The sequence below is a fragment of the Flavobacterium dankookense genome, from assembly GCF_004362665.1.
In the GTDB taxonomy this organism is placed as follows: Bacteria; Bacteroidota; Bacteroidia; order Flavobacteriales; family Flavobacteriaceae; genus Flavobacterium; species Flavobacterium dankookense.
In genome coordinates this window covers 240,941-258,720 of sequence record NZ_SNXR01000012.1, presented here as the reverse complement: position 1 = coordinate 258,720, position 17,780 = coordinate 240,941, and the positions used below count along the sequence as shown (strand labels likewise).

General features: G+C 33.3%; 18 protein-coding genes. 11 read left to right on the top strand and 7 right to left on the bottom strand.

Annotation, left to right across the window (positions count from 1 at the left end; all coding sequences use genetic code 11):
- Positions 1–52: 52 nt before the first annotated feature.
- On the bottom strand, positions 53–919 hold the full coding sequence (locus BC748_RS05270; RefSeq protein ID WP_133532422.1) for an aldo/keto reductase: 867 nt from the start codon (positions 917–919) through the stop codon (positions 53–55).
- Between the two features lie 248 nt (positions 920–1,167).
- Between BC748_RS05270 and BC748_RS05265 the strand changes: the two genes are divergently transcribed.
- The 11 genes from BC748_RS05265 to BC748_RS05215 all read left to right on the top strand — a co-directional run bounded on the left by BC748_RS05265 (position 1,168) and on the right by BC748_RS05215 (position 12,385).
- The gene (locus BC748_RS05265) at positions 1,168–2,172 is read left to right on the top strand and encodes an AAA family ATPase (protein ID WP_133532421.1); all 1,005 of its coding nucleotides are present in this window, start codon (positions 1,168–1,170) and stop codon (positions 2,170–2,172) included.
- An 84-nt stretch (positions 2,173–2,256) separates the two neighbouring features.
- A complete protein-coding gene (locus tag BC748_RS05260; RefSeq protein WP_133532420.1) occupies positions 2,257–3,126 on the top strand; it encodes a DUF58 domain-containing protein in 870 nt (289 codons plus the stop codon).
- 2 nt (positions 3,127–3,128) lie between these two features.
- Positions 3,129–4,763, top strand: a complete 1,635-nt coding sequence (locus tag BC748_RS05255) for a BatD family protein (protein WP_133532419.1) — start codon at positions 3,129–3,131, stop codon at positions 4,761–4,763.
- Positions 4,763–5,761, top strand: coding sequence for a vWA domain-containing protein (locus BC748_RS05250; protein WP_133532684.1), 999 nt, complete (start codon positions 4,763–4,765; stop codon positions 5,759–5,761). Before BC748_RS05255 ends, BC748_RS05250 begins: the two co-directional genes overlap by 1 nt.
- A gap of 90 nt (positions 5,762–5,851) precedes the next feature.
- A complete protein-coding gene (locus BC748_RS05245; RefSeq protein ID WP_133532418.1) occupies positions 5,852–6,892 on the top strand; it encodes a VWA domain-containing protein in 1,041 nt (346 codons plus the stop codon).
- An 84-nt stretch (positions 6,893–6,976) separates the two neighbouring features.
- On the top strand, positions 6,977–7,738 hold the full coding sequence (locus BC748_RS05240) for a tetratricopeptide repeat protein (RefSeq protein ID WP_133532417.1): 762 nt from the start codon (positions 6,977–6,979) through the stop codon (positions 7,736–7,738).
- A 38-nt stretch (positions 7,739–7,776) separates the two neighbouring features.
- The gene (locus tag BC748_RS05235) at positions 7,777–9,543 is read left to right on the top strand and encodes a BatD family protein (RefSeq protein ID WP_133532416.1); all 1,767 of its coding nucleotides are present in this window, start codon (positions 7,777–7,779) and stop codon (positions 9,541–9,543) included.
- Between the two features lies 1 nt (position 9,544).
- On the top strand, positions 9,545–10,291 hold the full coding sequence (locus BC748_RS05230) for a tetratricopeptide repeat protein (protein WP_133532415.1): 747 nt from the start codon (positions 9,545–9,547) through the stop codon (positions 10,289–10,291).
- Positions 10,292–10,415: 124 nt separating this feature from the next.
- Positions 10,416–10,772, top strand: coding sequence for a hypothetical protein (locus tag BC748_RS05225; protein ID WP_133532414.1), 357 nt, complete (start codon positions 10,416–10,418; stop codon positions 10,770–10,772).
- Between the two features lie 108 nt (positions 10,773–10,880).
- Positions 10,881–11,900, top strand: coding sequence for a phenylalanine--tRNA ligase subunit alpha (locus tag BC748_RS05220; protein ID WP_133532413.1), 1,020 nt, complete (start codon positions 10,881–10,883; stop codon positions 11,898–11,900).
- 77 nt (positions 11,901–11,977) lie between these two features.
- Positions 11,978–12,385 (top strand): hypothetical protein, encoded by a 408-nt coding sequence (locus BC748_RS05215; RefSeq protein WP_133532412.1) that lies wholly within the window; start codon positions 11,978–11,980, stop codon positions 12,383–12,385.
- Positions 12,386–12,454: 69 nt separating this feature from the next.
- On the opposite strand, the gene BC748_RS05210 is transcribed toward BC748_RS05215, so the two are convergent.
- The 6 genes from BC748_RS05210 to BC748_RS05185 form a co-directional block, all read right to left on the bottom strand.
- A complete protein-coding gene (locus BC748_RS05210) occupies positions 12,455–13,450 on the bottom strand; it encodes an NAD(P)H-dependent glycerol-3-phosphate dehydrogenase (protein WP_133532411.1) in 996 nt (331 codons plus the stop codon).
- A 269-nt stretch (positions 13,451–13,719) separates the two neighbouring features.
- Positions 13,720–14,886 carry an iron-containing alcohol dehydrogenase gene (locus tag BC748_RS05205; protein WP_133532410.1) on the bottom strand — a complete coding sequence of 389 codons (1,167 nt, stop codon included), beginning with the start codon at positions 14,884–14,886 and terminating at the stop codon, positions 13,720–13,722.
- Positions 14,887–14,954: 68 nt separating this feature from the next.
- Positions 14,955–15,617, bottom strand: coding sequence for a hypothetical protein (locus BC748_RS05200; RefSeq protein ID WP_133532409.1), 663 nt, complete (start codon positions 15,615–15,617; stop codon positions 14,955–14,957).
- A gap of 5 nt (positions 15,618–15,622) precedes the next feature.
- Complete coding sequence (gene nadD, locus BC748_RS05195) at positions 15,623–16,204, bottom strand: nicotinate (nicotinamide) nucleotide adenylyltransferase (RefSeq protein ID WP_133532408.1); 582 nt, start codon at positions 16,202–16,204, stop codon at positions 15,623–15,625.
- Positions 16,205–16,291: 87 nt separating this feature from the next.
- Positions 16,292–16,864, bottom strand: coding sequence for a guanylate kinase (gene gmk, locus BC748_RS05190; RefSeq protein ID WP_133532407.1), 573 nt, complete (start codon positions 16,862–16,864; stop codon positions 16,292–16,294).
- A 44-nt stretch (positions 16,865–16,908) separates the two neighbouring features.
- The gene (locus BC748_RS05185; RefSeq protein ID WP_133532406.1) at positions 16,909–17,769 is read right to left on the bottom strand and encodes a YicC/YloC family endoribonuclease; all 861 of its coding nucleotides are present in this window, start codon (positions 17,767–17,769) and stop codon (positions 16,909–16,911) included.
- Positions 17,770–17,780: the final 11 nt, after the last annotated feature.

Genomic DNA, 17,780 nt, shown 5'->3' with positions numbered 1-17,780 from the left:
AGTCTTTAGTGTTCAGTTACTGCCAACTAATTACTGAACACTGAATACTAAATTAAGCTACTTCATTCCCCATGCTTTCTGTCCAAAGGGCAAACCAATCTAATTTATCCATCTTTAATTCCACGGCTTTTATGAATTGTTGAATTCTGGCTATGTTAACAGTTCCTGCAACAGGCAAAATTTTTGCTGGATGTTGTAAAATCCATGCTAGTAAAATGGTATCCGAACCAACGCCATATTTTTCAACCAATTCAGCCAAAATCTTTTTCAATCGTCGCGTTTGCTCTGTATCTTCTCTAAAAACAGTTCCAAGTGGATTCCAACTCATCGGTTGAATTTTGTGAAGTTGCATATAATCTAAACTTCCGTCGAGCATTGCTTCATGATGCGTTGCCGAAAATTGAATTTGGTTATAATTTACTTCCGTTTTTTGGCGAATCAATTCTGTTTGTGATGAAGTAAAATTAGACAAACCAAAATCAATAATTTTTCCCTCTGATTTTAGTTTCTCAACCGCTTCAGCAATTTCATCGGCAATCATCAGCGGACTTGGACGGTGTAAAAGCAAGATGTCCAAATAATCCGTTTGAAGATTTTTTAATGAATTTTCAACTGACCAAATAATGTAATCTTTAGAATAGTCATAATGCTTAATTGTATTATTTCTTCCATGCGTAAGTTGAATTCCGCATTTTGAAATTAACTGTATTTTTTCACGAGAAATTTTACCTTCTGCAAAAGCTTTTCCAAATTCAGCTTCGGTTGTATAACCACCATAAATATCAGCATGATCAAAAGTTGAAATTTTATTTTCGATAAAAATATTCATCAAATGAACCATCTCTTGAGTGGATAATTTTTTATCCCAAATTCCCCAATTCATTGTTCCTGCTATTATAGGTGAAAGTTGTGTTTTCATGTTTTTTTTTTGGTTTTTTAAATTATAAAAAGATTGTGTTTGATTTTTGAAAATTTTACTATTTTGGCAACCAAATTTTACAATCTAGTTAGAGGTCTTAAAATTATGAAAAGAAAATCATAATTCGTCCTTAAAATTGGCATGTTTTATAAAGTTTTAACGCATTATTAACATCCAACTTGTGAATTAATTGTCACTTTTGAAATGTTAAATTTTTTGAACCTATATAAGTTATAAAAATAGAATTTATGGAAGAAAATGTTGCCGCTTTAGACATTAGAGCAATCAATGAAAAAATTGAGAGAGAAAGTGCTTTCATCGATTTACTAACGATGGAAATGAACAAAGTTATTGTGGGTCAAAAGCACATGGTGGAACGATTACTGATTGGACTTTTGGGTCAAGGTCACATACTTCTTGAAGGCGTTCCTGGTTTAGCAAAAACATTAGCAATAAACACACTTTCTCAAGCCATCAATGGAAGCTTTAGTCGTATTCAGTTTACACCTGATTTACTTCCGGCTGATGTTGTTGGAACAATGATTTATAACATTAAGGCTAACGAATTTTCTATAAAAAAAGGACCAATTTTTGCCAATTTCGTTCTTGCTGATGAGATTAATCGTGCGCCAGCCAAAGTACAATCTGCTTTGCTTGAAGCCATGCAGGAAAAACAAGTAACTATTGGTGATACCACTTTTAAACTAGACAAACCTTTTTTAGTTTTAGCAACTCAAAATCCAATCGAGCAAGAAGGAACTTATCCTTTGCCTGAAGCACAAGTCGATCGTTTTATGCTAAAAACCGTAATCGAATATCCAAAAATGGATGAAGAACGCTTGGTTATTCGTCAAAATTTAAAAGGTTCTTATGAAAAAGTGAACCAAGTCGTTTCAGTTGACCAAATTCTTCGTGCGCAAGAAGCGGTTCGCGAAGTTTATATGGACGAAAAAATTGAAAAATATATTTTGGACATCATTTTCGCAACGCGTTTCCCAGAAAAATATAAATTAGAATCGCTAAAACCGTTAATCAGTTTTGGTTCATCTCCTCGTGGAAGTATCAATTTAGCAACTGCTGCAAAATGTTATGCATTTATCAAACGTCGTGGTTATGTAATTCCAGAAGATGTTCGCGCCGTTGTACATGATGTATTACGTCACAGAATCGGGATTACTTATGAAGCTGAAGCCGAAAACATTACTTCGGTTGATATCATAAACAAAATCGTGAATGAAATTGAAGTACCTTAATTCAAAGTTGGCAGTGGTCAGTTTTAAGTCGGCAGTTATTTATTTTACTGAACACTAATCTCTGAACACTGAACACTATCAAAAATGGAAACAAAAGACTTACTTAAAAAAGTTCGTAAAATTGAAATCAAAACCCGAAGATTGAGCGATCACATCTTTTCGGGAGAATATCATACGTCGTTCAAAGGACGTGGAATGACTTTTTCTGAAGTACGTCAATATCAATATGGTGACGATATTCGAGCGATTGACTGGAATGTTACGGCAAGATATAACGAAGCTCACGTAAAAGTTTTTGAAGAAGAACGTGAATTGACCATGATGTTAATGGTTGATATTTCGGGTTCAGAAAATTTTGGAACAAAAAATCAATTAAAAAGTGAAATCGTTACCGAAATTGCAGCAACAATGGCATTTTCGGCAACGCAAAACAACGATAAAATTGGTTTGATTTTATTTTCGGATGAAATCGAATTATACATTCCACCCAAAAAAGGAAAATCACACGTTTTAAGAATCATTCGTGAACTGATTGAATTTCAGCCAAAAAGTAGAAATACAGATTTGTCACAAGCTTTGAAATTTCTTTCAGCTACACAAAAAAAGAAAGCAATTGTATTCTTGATTTCTGATTTTATGGTAGATGATGATTATGAAAAAACATTAAAAATTGCTGGTAAAAAACATGATATTACCGGAATTCGTGTCTATGATCAAAGAGAAGAAAAGATGCCGAATATTGGTGTAGTAGAAATGGAAGACGCCGAAACGGGTAAAATTATGTTAGTTGATACTAGTTCGAAAAATGTTCGAATGAACTACGAAAAAAACTACCAACAAAAAGTAAATTATTTCAAAGATATTTTTTCAAAATGTGGTTCTGGAACAGTAAATACTCGTGTTGACGAAAGTTATGTAACGAAACTATTAGGATATTTTAAATCTAGAGGTTAAAAATGAAATTAAAATTATATATCGTATTTCTATTAATTTCTAATGTGATTTTTGCTCAAAAAGTCACAACTTCCGTCGATTCTATTAAGAAAAAAATTGGTTCAGAATTCAAATTGACGTTAAAAACCGAAGTTGATACGTCATCAAAAGTAAAATTCCCTTCGGGAAAACTATTTGGAAATTTAGAAGTACTTGAAAGCTATAAAATTGACACTATTAAAAACGGAAACCGCTACGAACTCATAAAAAAATATGGTTTAACCCAATTTGATAGTGGGAAATATTTGATTCCAAGATTACCGATTATCATCAATGGCAAAAAAATCTTTAGTGACAGCATTAAAATTGAAATCAGCAATGTAAAAGTCGACACATTAAAACAAAAAATGTATGATATTAAAGATATTATTCCTGCCAAAAGTGATTATGGAAATTGGTGGATTTATCTTTTAGTTCTTGTAGTGCTAGTTGTTATTGGTTTTCTTATCTATTTATTTATTAAAAAAAGACAGTCGAAGGAAAAACCAGTTGTAATTGAGTTCAAATCGCCTATCGAAAAAGCCACAACTTTGCTTCAACAATTGGAGAAAAAAGAACTTTGGCAAAAAGGTGAAGTAAAAAACTATTATTCTGAGTTGACCGATATTGCTCGAAATTATATCGAAGAAGAAATTCAAATTCCTGCGATGGAAAGCACTACTTCTGAACTTATTCTAGGCTTAAGAAATGCAGCAAAACAAAAGAAATTAAAACTCTCCAGCGAAACCGTAGAAAATCTAGAAAAGGTTTTAAAACAAGCCGATTTAGTAAAATTCGCTAAAGTAAAACCGCTAGATTTTGAAATCGAAGAAGACAAAAAACGCATTTCGAATAGCATCGTAACCATTCATAACTCTATACCTGAAGTAGTTGAAGAAAATGACGAATTAGAACTTTGGAACGAACAACAGAAGGAAAAAGCGCGACTTGAAAAACTAAAAAAACAAAAACGTACTCGAATAATGGCAACGATAGCAATTGTTGCTGGTGTGTTGCTAATGAGTTTATTGGTTTTAATTTATTTCAAAGGATTTGACTATGTTAAAGATAATTTCCTTGGTCATCCAACAAAAGAATTGGTTGAAGGCGAATGGATTTATAGCGAATATGGAAATCCTACTGTAAAAATCGAAACACCAAAAGTCTTGAAACGAATGGATGTTGAAAAAGTTATGCCTAAAAATACTATGGCTTTAATAAAAGAAATGCAGATTTTCATGTATGGAAGTCTTACCGATGATTTCTACATTGGCGTTTCTACAACAACATTCAAACAACAAGCACAAATTGATTTAGAGCAAGCCGCTGAAGGAAGTTTGAAAATATTTGAAGCACAAGGCGCAACTAATATTTTTGTAAAAACCGAAGAGTTTGATACACAAAAAGGCATCAAAGGCAGAAAAGCTTATGGAACGATGGTTATGGTTGATAAAATCAGTGGAAAATCAATAAAAATGTATTATGAGATTCTGATTTTCGGGCAAGATAATGGTTTACAACAAATCACGATTATGCACCGAGAAGATGATAAATATGGAAAACAAATGCTGGAACGCATTCTAAATTCAGTAGAACTCCAAAACAATAGTCAATCATGATAAAAGATATTTCATTCTTAAATCCTGAGTTTTTCTGGTTGTTTTTATTACTTCCGGTAGCTATTGCGTGGCATTTTTGGAAACGAAATGAACAAAATGCAACTTTCAAAATAAGTTCTACAAAAGGATTTTCTTCGACTTGGAAAACCAAAGTAAAACCGTTTTTATTTGTATTCAGAATTCTAGCCTTAGGTTCGTTGATAATAGCAATGGCAAGACCACGAACAGTTGATATCAGTAATGAAACCAAAACCACCAAAGGAATTGACATCGTTATGGCGATTGACGTTTCGGGAAGTATGTTGGCAAAAGATTTAAAACCAAACCGAATGGAAGCATTGAAAAAAGTAGCTTCTAATTTCGTTGAAGGAAGACCAAACGACAGAATTGGAATTGTTGTTTATGCTGCCGAAAGTTATACCAAAACACCAGTAACAAGTGACAAAGCTATAATTCAAGAAGCCATTCAAAGTATAAAATACGATAACGTTCTTCAAGATGGAACAGGAATTGGAATGGGATTAACCACAGCCATCAATCGATTAAAAGAAAGTAAAGCCAAAAGTAAAGTGATTATTCTTTTGACTGATGGTGTAAACAATGCTGGATTTATTGAACCAGAAACTGCTTCTCAAATCGCAAAAGAATATGGAATAAAAGTATATACCATCGGAATTGGAACTAACGGAAATGCCCTATTTCCTTATGCTTACGCTCCAAATGGCAATGGTTTTTTATTCAAAATGATGCCTGTAGAAATCGACCAAGATTTAATGAAAACTATTGCAAGAAATACGGGTGGAAAATATTTTAGAGCATCAAGCAACAGTAAATTAGAGGAAATATATAACGAAATAAATAAACTAGAAACCACCGAAATCGAAGAATTAAAATTCTACGACTATGACGAAAAATACAGACTATTTGTTTGGATTGCAGGAATTCTAGTTTTAATCGAAATAAGTTTACGAAATACGATTTTTAGAAGTTTTATATAATAAATTATGAATTACAAATTACGAATTACGATTTCGATAACAGAATTCATTAATTCATAATTTTTAATTCGTAATTCGTAATTGAAAAATATGTACGAGTTAGAAGAAAAAGGATATTTTTATTTATTGCTAGTCATTCCAGCATTGACAGTACTTTTCCTGTACATTCAATACTGGAAAAAGAAAAAGCAGCGTGAATTTGGTGATTTGGAGTTAATCAAAAAACTAAGTCCAGAAAAATCAACATTCAAATCGGTTTTAAAATTGACTTTAGTCTTGTTGGGATTAACTTTCCTAATAATTGGATTAGTGAATCCAAAAATTGGCACAAAGTTAGAAACTGTAAAACGCGAAGGAATCGATATTATTTTTGCAGTCGATGTCTCAAAAAGTATGTTAGCAGAAGATGTTGCACCAAATCGATTGGAAAAAAGCAAGCAATTAGTTTCACAGATTATCAATCAATTAGGAAGCGATAGAATAGGAATTATTGCCTACTCAGGAAGTGCATTTCCTGTTCTTCCAATAACAAGTGATTACAGCGTTGCTAAAATGTTTTTGCAAGGAATGAATCCAGGAATTGTTTCATCACAAGGAACATCAATTGATGAAGCCATAAATTTAGCCTCAACATTTGTTGATAAAAAAGATAAAACAAACAAATTATTAATCATTATTTCTGATGGTGAAGACCATTCAGATAATGCCGAAGATGCCGCAGAAGAAGCTAAAAAATTGGGCTTAAAAATTATTACAATTGGAGTTGGAACCGAAAAAGGCGGAACAATTCCATTAAAAAGAAATGGTGTTGTAGAAAGTTTCCAACGAGATCAAAACAACGAAGTTGTCATTACAAAAAGAAGTTCAGAAGTATTAAAAACCATCGCAAAAAGCACAAAAGGTGGTTATGTTGACGGAAATTCAACCAAGGCTGTTTTAGATTATATCAAAAATGCGTTGGATAATATTGAAAAAACAGAATTTGAAAGCACACAAATGGCCGATTTTAAATCACAGTTTCAATGGTTTTTAGCTTTTGGTTTTTTTGTGTTGTTTATTGATATTTTCCTTTTAGAAAAGAAAACCAAATGGGTTCGAAAAATGAATTTATTTAATGAAGAAAAGAGATAATAGAAAAAAGACAAAAGAGTAAAAAGTTTGCGCCTTTGTGTTTTAGCGAGAAAAATGAAATATCTTCAAATTATATATATAAAAATGATAAAAACAATAACATATCTTTTATTCTTATTTTCTTTTTTGGCAACAGCCCAAGAAAAAGAAAAAGATAAATCGTTGCCAAAAGGAAACGAAGCCTTTGCTGAAAAAAGATATGCCGACGCTGAAGCTGATTATAGAATTTCACAAGCAAAATTTTCAAAAAAAGCTGTTGGTTCTTATAATCTAGGAAATTCTATTTACCGTCAAAAGCAAATCGCTGAGTCAAAATATCATTACGCCAAAGCAATCCAATCAGCAAAAACCAAAACTGAAAAACACCGTGCTTTTCACAACATGGGAAATTGTTTGTTCACCGAAAAAGAATATGGCGGTGCTGTTGAAGCCTATAAAAATGCGTTGCGTAATAATCCTAATGATGAAGAAACACGTTATAACTATGCTTTGGCAAAAGAATATTTAAAAAATAATCCGCCAAAAAAAGACGACGATAAAAACAAAGACAAAGACCAAAAGAAAAAAGACGACCAAAAAGAAAAAAACGACGACAAGAAGGACGATAAAGACAAAAAAGATAATAAGGACAAGCAAGACGACAAAAAAGACGGCAAAAACGATAAAGACAACAAGGATAATAAAGATAATAATCAAGGAAAACCACAACCTCAACCAGGCGGAATTTCAAAAGAACGATTACAAAACTTGTTGGATGCTGTGCAAAATGAAGAGAAAAAAGTTCAAGATAAAGTCAACAAACAAAAAGTAAAAGCAAACCCGAATAAACCCGAAAAAGATTGGTAATTTATCTAATTACGAATTAAAAATTACGAATTAAAAAAATGAAAAAGTATTTTATAATCCTTATTCTATTTATAACCAACACTCTCTTTGCTCAAGTTCAGTTTGAAGCAAAAGTGAGCAAAAACTCTTTGGGATTAAACGAAAAATTACGCATTGATTTCACCATGAATGCTGATGGTGATAATTTTTCGCCGCCAAATTTTGAAGCTTCTGGATTTAGAGTTGTTGGCGGACCAAGTCAATCCATAAGTCAATCGTGGATAAACGGAAAAAGCTCTTTCAATAAATCATACACTTATATTTTGATGCCAACCCAAAAAGGTTCGCTAACAATTCGTCAGGCCACAATAGAAATTAACAATCAGATATACAAAACGTTACCTGTAAAAATCAACGTTACCAATGCGGTTGAATTACCAAAAAATCCGAACGAAATGCCAGCTGTTTCTGCAGATGACAATCTCTATCTGGTAGCTGATATTTCTAATTCAAATCCCTATGTAAACGAACCAATTACCGTAGTTTACAAACTATATTTCAGTTATAACATCGGTATTTCAAACTGGCGCGAATTAAGCAAACCAAAATACAACGATTTTTGGAGCCAAAATATTGATATCAAACAACTTGTTGCCGAAGAAGGCATGTTTAAAGGTGAACGTTATCGTTATGTTGTTTTAAGAAAAACGGTTTTATATCCGCAAAAATCTGGAAAACTAGAAATCGAACCACTTTCGTTAGACATTGATTGTCAAGTTCCAACGAACAGGAGAAATTTTTGGGGACAACCTATTTTAGCCGAAGACAATAAAAGAGTTTCTGCTGGAAGTAAAGTAATCAACGTGAAACCATTGCCCGAAGCTGGAAAACCAATCGATTTTAATGGTGCTGTTGGAACTTTTGATTTCAAAGTTACTCCGTCAAAAACCACTTTAAAAAATGGAGAATCATTTGATTTGACTGTAAAAGTTGTTGGAAAAGGAAACTTAAAACTATTCAATTTACCAAAGCCAGTTGTTCCTGCTGCTTTAGAAATGTATGAACCAGAACATACCGAAAATGTATCAACACCACTAACTGGAATGACTGGAAGCATCACTGATAAATACACTATTATTCCGCAGTTCAAAGGAAATTATCAAATAAAACCGTTGACATTTAGCTACTTTGATTTGAGTTCAAAACGATACAAAACCATCAATTCTGGCGAAATAGTTATCAATGTGCTCGATGGTCCAGGAATTGCCGCTTCGCCTAATGTAGCTCAAAGTGAAGTTGCCAAAAACAAAATTGAAACCGCAAAATCATTTGCTTATATCAAACAAAAAACAACTTTAAAATCAACCGAAAAAGATGATTTCTTAGGTTCGGGATTGTTTTATTCGTTGTTAATTTTACCGTTTTTGGCAATTCCATTTGTAGTTGTTGCTAAAAAGAAAAAAGAAGCCTTAGACAATGATGTTATTGGTAACAAAATCAGAAAATCGAATGCTTTGGCAAAAAAATATTTATCCGAAGCCAACAAACAATTAGCTAATAAAGAAGCATTTTATGTTGCTTTGGAAAAAGCGATGCATAACTTTTTGAAAGCAAAGCTAAGTATTGAAACTTCGGAAATGACTAAAGAAAAAATCACTGAAATTTTGCTTTCACGAAAAGGAAATCCGGAAACCGTTTCTGAATTTATCAAACTTACTGAAAACTGCGATTTTGCTCGTTATGCGCCATCAACCGAAGCCAGTATTCAACAAGATTATGACAAAGCCGTTAGTATTATTTCAGATTTAGCAAAACAGATTGTCTAACATGAAAAACATATTCTACTTATTGTTTTTGTTTGCTCAATTATCTTGGGCACAAAGTCCTTTTGAACTTGGAAATCAATATTATTCCAAAGGAAAGTATGATTTAGCCATTCAAAATTATGAAAGCATCATCGCTTCGGGAAAAGAATCGGCTGAAGTGTATTTCAATCTTGGAAATTGTTATTACAAATTACATAAAGTTGGTCCAGCAGTTTATAATTTAGAAAAAGCATTGTTACTTAATCCAAACGATGACGAAATAAAAACCAATCTTGATTTTGCCCGAAAAATGGCAATCGATGATATAAAAATCATTCCAAAAGTTGGTTTTCACAAACTCATTCAGGATTTTACCTCAACCTATTATTATGATACTTGGGCTTGGATTGCAGTAGCTTTGGCATTGGTTTTCTTTTTGTTCTTTTTAGGCTATTATTTTTCCGGAACAACATTAAAAAAACGCATTTTTTTCACAGGAATGTTTGTTATTTTATTAGGAATTACATTGAGTGTTTCCGCTGGAATATTTGAAAGAAACCGTTTGGAAAATGAAAAACCAGCCATCGTTTTTGCCGAAACTGCACCAGTAAAAAGCGAACCAAAAACGGCAAGTCCAGATTCTTTTATCCTTCACGAAGGAACAAAAGTCTATATTCTTGAAAGCATTGCCAACTGGAAAAAAATCGAACTCACCGACGAAACAACCGGTTGGATTGAAAGTTCCGCGATTAAGGAAATTAAGAATTAGTCGTCAGTGTTCAGTATTTAGTGTTCAGTATATCTATCTTTGCAATCCTAACTTAGAATGTAGAGTTTGAAGTTTAGACATAAAGTTTATTTTCTTTTTTCTATTTTCTTTTTTCTATTTTAAAATGTCAAGAGACGAACAATTAAAAAACCGCTGGAACAAAGTCGTTGAAATCCTTTCCAATCAGTTTGCTGATGGCGAAGTGTTGGATTTAGACGCAATCATATACCTAATTGGTGTGCAAGAATTAGGCAAATTCAAAGAAGCTTTCAAAAAAGATGAAAAAGTAAACCTAATGCATATCGCCATTTGCCGTTTGCTCGAACCTTATGGTTACTACGAATTCGACTATTTTGATAAAGACGGTTGGCCACATTATAAAATAAAAGAAGAACTTCCACCATTAAAAGCTGGCGAACAATCCATTTTGATGAAAGATGCGATTGTGAATTATTTTTTGGAGAAAGAAGTGATTGAATAGCTCTCAGTCGCAGTCGCAGTTTTCAGATTAGAATATTCAAAAAACTCGCAACTCCTAACTCGCAACTCGTAACTTTTAACTAAATTTGCACCTTTACAAAAATGACCGATGATAGATAAGATTAAAGAACATATTGAAGAAGCGAAAGCGTTCAACACCAAAAACAAGGAAGCTTTAGAAAACTTTCGTATAAAATATTTAGGAAGTAAAGGACTTTTAAAAGAGCTTTTTACCGAATTTAAAAATATCCCGAACGACCAGAAAAAAGACTTTGGACAAGTTATCAATACGTTGAAAACCGTTGCCGAAGAAAAAGTAAAAGCAATTCAGGAAGAACTGGAAAGCAAAGAAGAAGTAAAAGGTTTCTATGGCGATTTAACACGTCCAGCGGAACCAATAACTATCGGTTCTCGTCATCCAATTTCTATTGTAAAAAATCAAATTATCGATATTTTCTCTACCATCGGATTTAATGTTTCCGAAGGTCCAGAAATCGAAGACGATTGGCATAATTTTACTGCATTAAACTTGCCAGAATACCATCCAGCTCGCGATATGCAAGACACGTTTTTCATCCAAACCAATCCTGATGTATTGTTGAGAACTCACACTTCATCGGTTCAGGTTCGTTACATGGAAAACAACAAACCGCCAATTCGTACCATTTCTCCAGGAAGAGTTTTTCGTAATGAAGCGGTTTCATCTCGTTCTCACTGTATTTTTCACCAGGTTGAAGGTTTGTATATAGACAAAGACGTTTCGTTTGCCGATTTAAAGCAAACGCTTTTATATTTCACCAAAGAAATGTTCGGAAAATCGAAAATTCGTTTACGTCCAAGTTATTTTCCATTTACAGAACCAAGTGCCGAAGTTGATATTTATTGGGGTTTAAAAACCGAAACCGATTATCGTATCACTAAAGGAACAGGTTGGTTGGAAATCATGGGTTGCGGAATGGTAGATCCAAATGTTTTGAAAAACTGCGGTATCAATCCTGACGAATACAACGGATTTGCTTTCGGAATGGGAATCGAACGTATTGCAATGTTATTATACCAAATTGGCGACATCAGAATGTTCTATGAAAACGATGTTCGTTTCTTGGAACAATTTAAATCGAGTATATAAAAAAAGACGAAAGGGATAAGGGAAAAGTCAAAAGCTAATTTCTTATCCCTTATCTCTAATCCCTTTTTACTAAAATCATGAAATCCGATATAATAATCCCAAAAGTTGAAAACGTTTTCCTTGCTGCCGTTCAAGAATGGAGCGACGATTTTATGGAAAAAGTTTGGTACATCTATTTAGTCAACGATTCTGACTTTGATTTAGACAGCGTAATGGTCGTTTCAAAAGCTTTTGGCACTATTGATGGCGAAATGAAAAAAACATCGCTTTTACGTCATGCTTTTATGCAAGTTCCATCAGTTTCAGTTGTAAAAGTAGAAATGGTTGAAAAAAGTGTTTTGGCTTTAAACAATGAATTTATGGTAACTTATTTTATTGGAAATACTTTATACGATAAAAAATTCACCTTTAGAAAAAACATGATTAACGAACACGCTACTGAAGAAGTGCCAATTTTGTTCGTGAATGGTGTAATTGTGAGATAAAAAAAAGAAAAAAGAAAGAGAAAAGACTAAACCATCTTTCATTTAACTTCTTTTCTCTATTTGAAATATCTAATCCAACTTCTCCGTTAATTTCTTAAACGTTTTTTTGGCATCTTTACCTTCATATAAAATTTCATAAACGGCATCGATGATTGGTGTTTTAGCTTTATATTCTTGGTTTAATTTGTAGGCACTTTTTACGGCATAATAACCTTCGGCAACCATTGACATTTCCATCATTGCAGCTTGAACGGTATAACCTTTTCCAATCATGTTTCCGAACATTCTATTTCGGGAAAAAACAGAATAACCGGTTACCAATAAGTCGCCTAGATATGCGGAATTATTGATATTTCGTTTCATTTTGTGTACTTTTCTAATGAATTTCTTCATTTCGCGAATGGCATTACTCATAATTACCGATTGGAAATTATCGCCATAACCCAATCCATGTGCTATTCCGGCAGCAATGGCATAAATATTTTTGAGCATCGCGGCATATTCGGTTCCGATGATGTCATCGGAAATTTTGGTTTTGATGTAGTTTCCGGCTAAATATTTTGCCATAACTTTTGCTTTACTAGAATCGCCACAAGCAATCGTTAAATAGGAAAGTCGTTCCAAAGCGACTTCTTCAGCATGACACGGACCAGTTATTACTCCAATATTTTCAAAAGGAATGTCGAATTTTTTATTGAAATGTTCGCCAACTATCAAAAAGGTTTCAGGCACGATACCTTTGATAGCAGAGAAGATAACTTTGTCCTGAAGGGAAACGGTCAGTTTTTCTAATTCAGCGCTTAAAAACGCGGAAGGAATAGCGAAAATCAAATAATCAGCATAAGCTACAGCTTCATTGATATCTGATGTTAGTTTTAGTTTGTTGGTATCAAATTCAACCGAACTTAGATAGTTTGGATTGTGTTTGTAAGCTTTTAAATGTTCGATTGCGGATTGGTTTCGCATGTACCAAGCAATTTCATCGAGATTTACACAAAGCATTTTGGCAATCGCAGTTGCCCAACTTCCACCGCCAATAACGGCAAACTTTGGTTTTGTATTCATTACTATATCGTTTGAATGACCAAAAATACTCTTTTTTTAATTCATTGGCAAACCTTCACTGACTAGTTTAGCCCTGATTAAAATGGAAAGCATTGCGCAGAGAAAATCTATTTTTTCTTGTCTTAGAAAAGCGACCAACGGAAGCTCTTTCTAGGATTTAGAAAAAAAGATTTTTGCAAGCAATCTTGGAATGGAAAGCAGGATTAGCTTCTAAATAAAAAGCGCTCAGAATTACTTCTAAACGCTTCAACTATTTTTATTGTAAAAACTTAGTAACTCATCTCAACAATTTCACGAACTTTTTCTAAAGTGATGTTTTGTTTTTCGCCCATGGCTTTCCAACCTCTTTCTTCAAAACGGTTTACGATAAAATCGGCTGTTTTTTCGATGTTTTCTGCGTTTTCGGAGATTTTGGTTTTCATTCCCATCGTGTGGAAAAATTCAACAGTTTTTACAATGGCTTTTTCGGCTTTTTCTTCGATAGAATTTCCGGTGATGTTCCAAACTCTTTCGCCGTATTGTGCTAGTTTATCTTTTTTAGTTTCGAACATGACTTTATACAAATTTGGACCGATAATTGCCAACGTTCTGGCATGGTCAATTTCGTATAAAGCGGTTAATTCGTGACCAATCATGTGCGTTGCCCAATCGGACGGAACGCCTTTTTGAATCAATCCGTTTAATGCCATCGTTGCGCTCCAAACAAAGTTGGAAGCCAATTTATAATCACTAGGATTTTCAACGACATTTGGTCCAACTTCGATTAGTGTTTTCAAAATGCTTTCGGCAAATCTGTCTTGCAAAAGCGCATCGTGAGGAAACGTTAAATATTGTTCCATTACGTGAGTGAAAGCATCGACGACACCGTTTTGTAACTGACGTTTTGGTAAAGAAGTAATTACAGTTGGATCTACAATTGAGAATTTTGGAAACAAAGCACTTCCACCAAGCGTTAGTTTTTCTTGGGTTGCTTCTATCGTTACCACAGCACCAGAATTCATCTCGGAACCTGTTGCTGGCAAAGTTAAAACGGTTCCAAACGGAATCACTTTAGACAAATCGGTAAATAAAATTCTCTTTTTAAGAATATCGGCTGCATCGCCTTCAAAATTGACAGCTGCGGAAATAAATTTTACGCCATCAATCACGCTTCCACCACCAACGGCTAAAATAAAGTCGATTTTTTGTTCGCGAATAATTTGAACGGCTTTCATCAAGGTTTCAAATCTTGGGTTGGGTTCGATGCCACCAAACTCAGTGATATCATAACCATTTAAAGTTGATGTTACGGCATTGTGAACGCCATTTTTAAAGATACTTCCGCCACCATAAGCCAATAGAACTTTTGCGCCTTTTGGAACTAATGTAGCTAGTTTTTCTGTTTGTCCTTTGCCAAAAATATAATTGACTGGATTGTATAATTCGAAATTGTTCATTGTAAAAATTTTAGAGAACAAATTTACGAAACGATTGAAGGAACAAGTGGTAAAGGAATGTTAAGTTATTATTCGATATCTGAAAGAACTAATCTTTTATCCAACAAAAGTTTTTCGGTAAATTTTTTAAATGTTGGTGTATCTCTAAACTCATCATCAAAAAACTTTAAATAACTTCTTTGAAAAGGAATTTTTTCTTCACAAATAATATTGAGTAAAATCCATTTCAATTCATAAAGATGTGTTTCTGAATTTATTTGAAAATTAATAGCAACTTTCTCTGTTTCAAAATCAAAGCTTAAATTGTTTTTTACACCTAAAAAATAATATGGACCAGATTTTGAGTAGTTTGTCTTTTGTCCATAATAATCAATCATATTTATCTTAAAATTTAAAATTTTTGAAGCTTCGTATAAATTATCATTGATAGTAATTCCATTTCTGTCAATGATTAATTTGCCTTTTAATTCTCCATTTAAGTTTTCAAATTCTTTAAGGCGAAGAAAAAAACTTGAAATGAAAGCAACTACAAAAATACCAGCAAATATTTCATTAATTGATGTATAATGATATATATAGTTCTTTATTTGACCTGAATTCCATTTTTCATCTGCAAAAAAAATAGAACCATAAATCAACATACTCAACCACGAACCCCAATTCAACTTTTCAGATAACGTCAAATTCAGAAATGGCTTTTTACCAGGAATGAAAATTTCTCCTTGAAACATAATTTCTATTTCTTATAAAAATTATTATTATCAACATATTCCCAAACTTTATAAGGCAACATCGGCATTATATTTTTTTTGTTTTTGATGCTTTCGCGAATAAAAGTTGATGAAAGTTCGATGACTGGCGCACCAACACGATGGATTTTATTATGATTGACAAATTGCTCATCTATTTCACCCGAATTCAATCTAGGATAAACATAAATATTGTGATGTTCTAAAATATACTCGTAGTTTTTCCATTTGTGGAGCGAATTCAAATTGTCTTCGCCCATAATTAATGAAAACTCATTCTTTGGATATTTTTCAAGTAAATGGGCTAACGTATTTACTGTAAAATTAGGTTGTGGTAATTTGAACTCAATATCAGAAGCTTTGATTTTGGGGAAATCTTCGGTTGCCAATTGAACCATGTGCAAACGTTGGTAATCATCGAGCAAGGTGTTCTTCTGCTTGTGCGGATTATGTGGCGTTACAACCATCCAAATTTGCTCCAAATCAGAATGTTCCGCCATGTGATTAGCGATAATCAAATGACCAATGTGAATTGGGTTAAATGTTCCGAAATATAGACCGATTTTCATTTTTTTGTTTCACAGAGTTTCACGAAGTTTTTCGCAAAGTTTCACAAAGTCTTTGTGTTTCTTGGAGCAAACTTTGTGCAATAATTTTTATTTAGAAATAAAATCTTTTACTAATTCATACGCTTCAGCTTTTGCTACATCCAAATCATAATTCTTGATGATTTTGTCAAATTGTGGCGCAGTTGCTAATTCAACGTGTGCTTTTGCAATTCGCATATTGATTTTATCATCGCTTTCGGTGGAACGTTCTTTTAAACGGCGTTTTAGTTCATCAACGCTTGGTGGTTTTACAAAAACGGCTAATGTTTCTTGAGGAAATTTGGATTTGATGCGCAATCCGCCAGCTACATCAATGTCGAAAATTACGTTTTTGCCTTTTGCCCAAATGCGTTCGACTTCGCTTTTTAGTGTTCCGTAGAAATTATCGCGATATACTTCTTCCCATTCGATAAAATCTTCGGCTTTGATGTGTTTTTTGAAATCAGCAATAGACATAAAGTAATAATCTTTTCCGTCAACTTCTTGTCCACGTGGTTCGCGAGTTGCAGCCGAAATTGAAAACTCTAAATTCAAATCGTCTTGTTGCAATAAATGCCTTACTATGGTTGTTTTTCCCGAACCTGATGGCGCTGAAAATACGAGTAGTTTTCCCTTATTCATATATGGCTAAAAGTCTATTTTCTTTATTCTATTCTCTCTTTTCTTTACAAAACATTCAAAACCTGTTCCTTAATCTTTTCCAATTCATCTTTCATCATTACGACTAGTTTTTGCATTTCGGAATGGTTGGATTTTGAACCCATGGTGTTGATTTCTCTTCCCATTTCTTGAGTGATGAAACCTAGTTTTCTTCCGTTGGCTTCAGTTCCTGCAAGGGTTTCTATGAAATAATTTAAGTGATTTTCAAGACGAACTTTCTCTTCTGTAATATCGTATTTTTCTAAATAAAATATCAATTCTTGTTCAAAACGATTTTCATCTACGTTTTCTTTTAATTCATCTAAAGCGGTTCGCAATCTCGTTTTAACGGTTTCAACACGTTCAGCATCATACGCTACTGCATTGTTCATCAAGGTCATGATATTGGCAATTCTGTGCAAAAATTCTTTTTCTAGCGAAACACCTTCATCAATTCGAAATTGAATGATATTTTGCAACGCTTCATCAATCACGGTTTGAATTTGTTTCCATTCGTTTTCGTCAATTTCGTCGCGTTCAGTTTTTAAAGCATCTGGCATACGAACTGCCATTTTCATTAGTTCGGTTTCATCAGCATTTGGAATAACTGCTTTCATTTGATTGATGTAACCTTTTACAATTGGCACATTGATTTTTGACGATGTTTCTTCGCCTGTAACCTCAACATACAATGAAAAATCAACTTTTCCGCGCTCTAATTTTTGCGAAAGCTGATTGCGTAAACCCAATTCCATTTCTCTAAAAACAGATGGCATTCTAGTATTCAAATCCAAACCTTTTGAATTTAAGGATTTGATTTCTACTGTTATTTTTTTGGTTGGTAATTGTAAAGTTGCCTTTCCAAAACCGGTCATTGATTGTATCATTCTTGTGTTTT

Coding starts and splice junctions, on each gene's coding strand:
- BC748_RS05270 (WP_133532422.1), bottom strand. CDS start 919: ATGAAAACACAACTTTCACCTATAATAGCAGGAACAATGAATTGGGGA.
- BC748_RS05265 (WP_133532421.1), top strand. CDS start 1,168: ATGGAAGAAAATGTTGCCGCTTTAGACATTAGAGCAATCAATGAAAAA.
- BC748_RS05260 (WP_133532420.1), top strand. CDS start 2,257: ATGGAAACAAAAGACTTACTTAAAAAAGTTCGTAAAATTGAAATCAAA.
- BC748_RS05255 (WP_133532419.1), top strand. CDS start 3,129: ATGAAATTAAAATTATATATCGTATTTCTATTAATTTCTAATGTGATT.
- BC748_RS05245 (WP_133532418.1), top strand. CDS start 5,852: ATGTACGAGTTAGAAGAAAAAGGATATTTTTATTTATTGCTAGTCATT.
- BC748_RS05240 (WP_133532417.1), top strand. CDS start 6,977: ATGATAAAAACAATAACATATCTTTTATTCTTATTTTCTTTTTTGGCA.
- BC748_RS05235 (WP_133532416.1), top strand. CDS start 7,777: ATGAAAAAGTATTTTATAATCCTTATTCTATTTATAACCAACACTCTC.
- BC748_RS05230 (WP_133532415.1), top strand. CDS start 9,545: ATGAAAAACATATTCTACTTATTGTTTTTGTTTGCTCAATTATCTTGG.
- BC748_RS05225 (WP_133532414.1), top strand. CDS start 10,416: ATGTCAAGAGACGAACAATTAAAAAACCGCTGGAACAAAGTCGTTGAA.
- BC748_RS05220 (WP_133532413.1), top strand. CDS start 10,881: ATGATAGATAAGATTAAAGAACATATTGAAGAAGCGAAAGCGTTCAAC.
- BC748_RS05215 (WP_133532412.1), top strand. CDS start 11,978: ATGAAATCCGATATAATAATCCCAAAAGTTGAAAACGTTTTCCTTGCT.
- BC748_RS05210 (WP_133532411.1), bottom strand. CDS start 13,450: ATGAATACAAAACCAAAGTTTGCCGTTATTGGCGGTGGAAGTTGGGCA.
- BC748_RS05205 (WP_133532410.1), bottom strand. CDS start 14,886: ATGAACAATTTCGAATTATACAATCCAGTCAATTATATTTTTGGCAAA.
- BC748_RS05200 (WP_133532409.1), bottom strand. CDS start 15,617: ATGTTTCAAGGAGAAATTTTCATTCCTGGTAAAAAGCCATTTCTGAAT.
- nadD (WP_133532408.1), bottom strand. CDS start 16,204: ATGAAAATCGGTCTATATTTCGGAACATTTAACCCAATTCACATTGGT.
- gmk (WP_133532407.1), bottom strand. CDS start 16,864: ATGAATAAGGGAAAACTACTCGTATTTTCAGCGCCATCAGGTTCGGGA.
- BC748_RS05185 (WP_133532406.1), bottom strand. CDS start 17,769: ATGATACAATCAATGACCGGTTTTGGAAAGGCAACTTTACAATTACCA.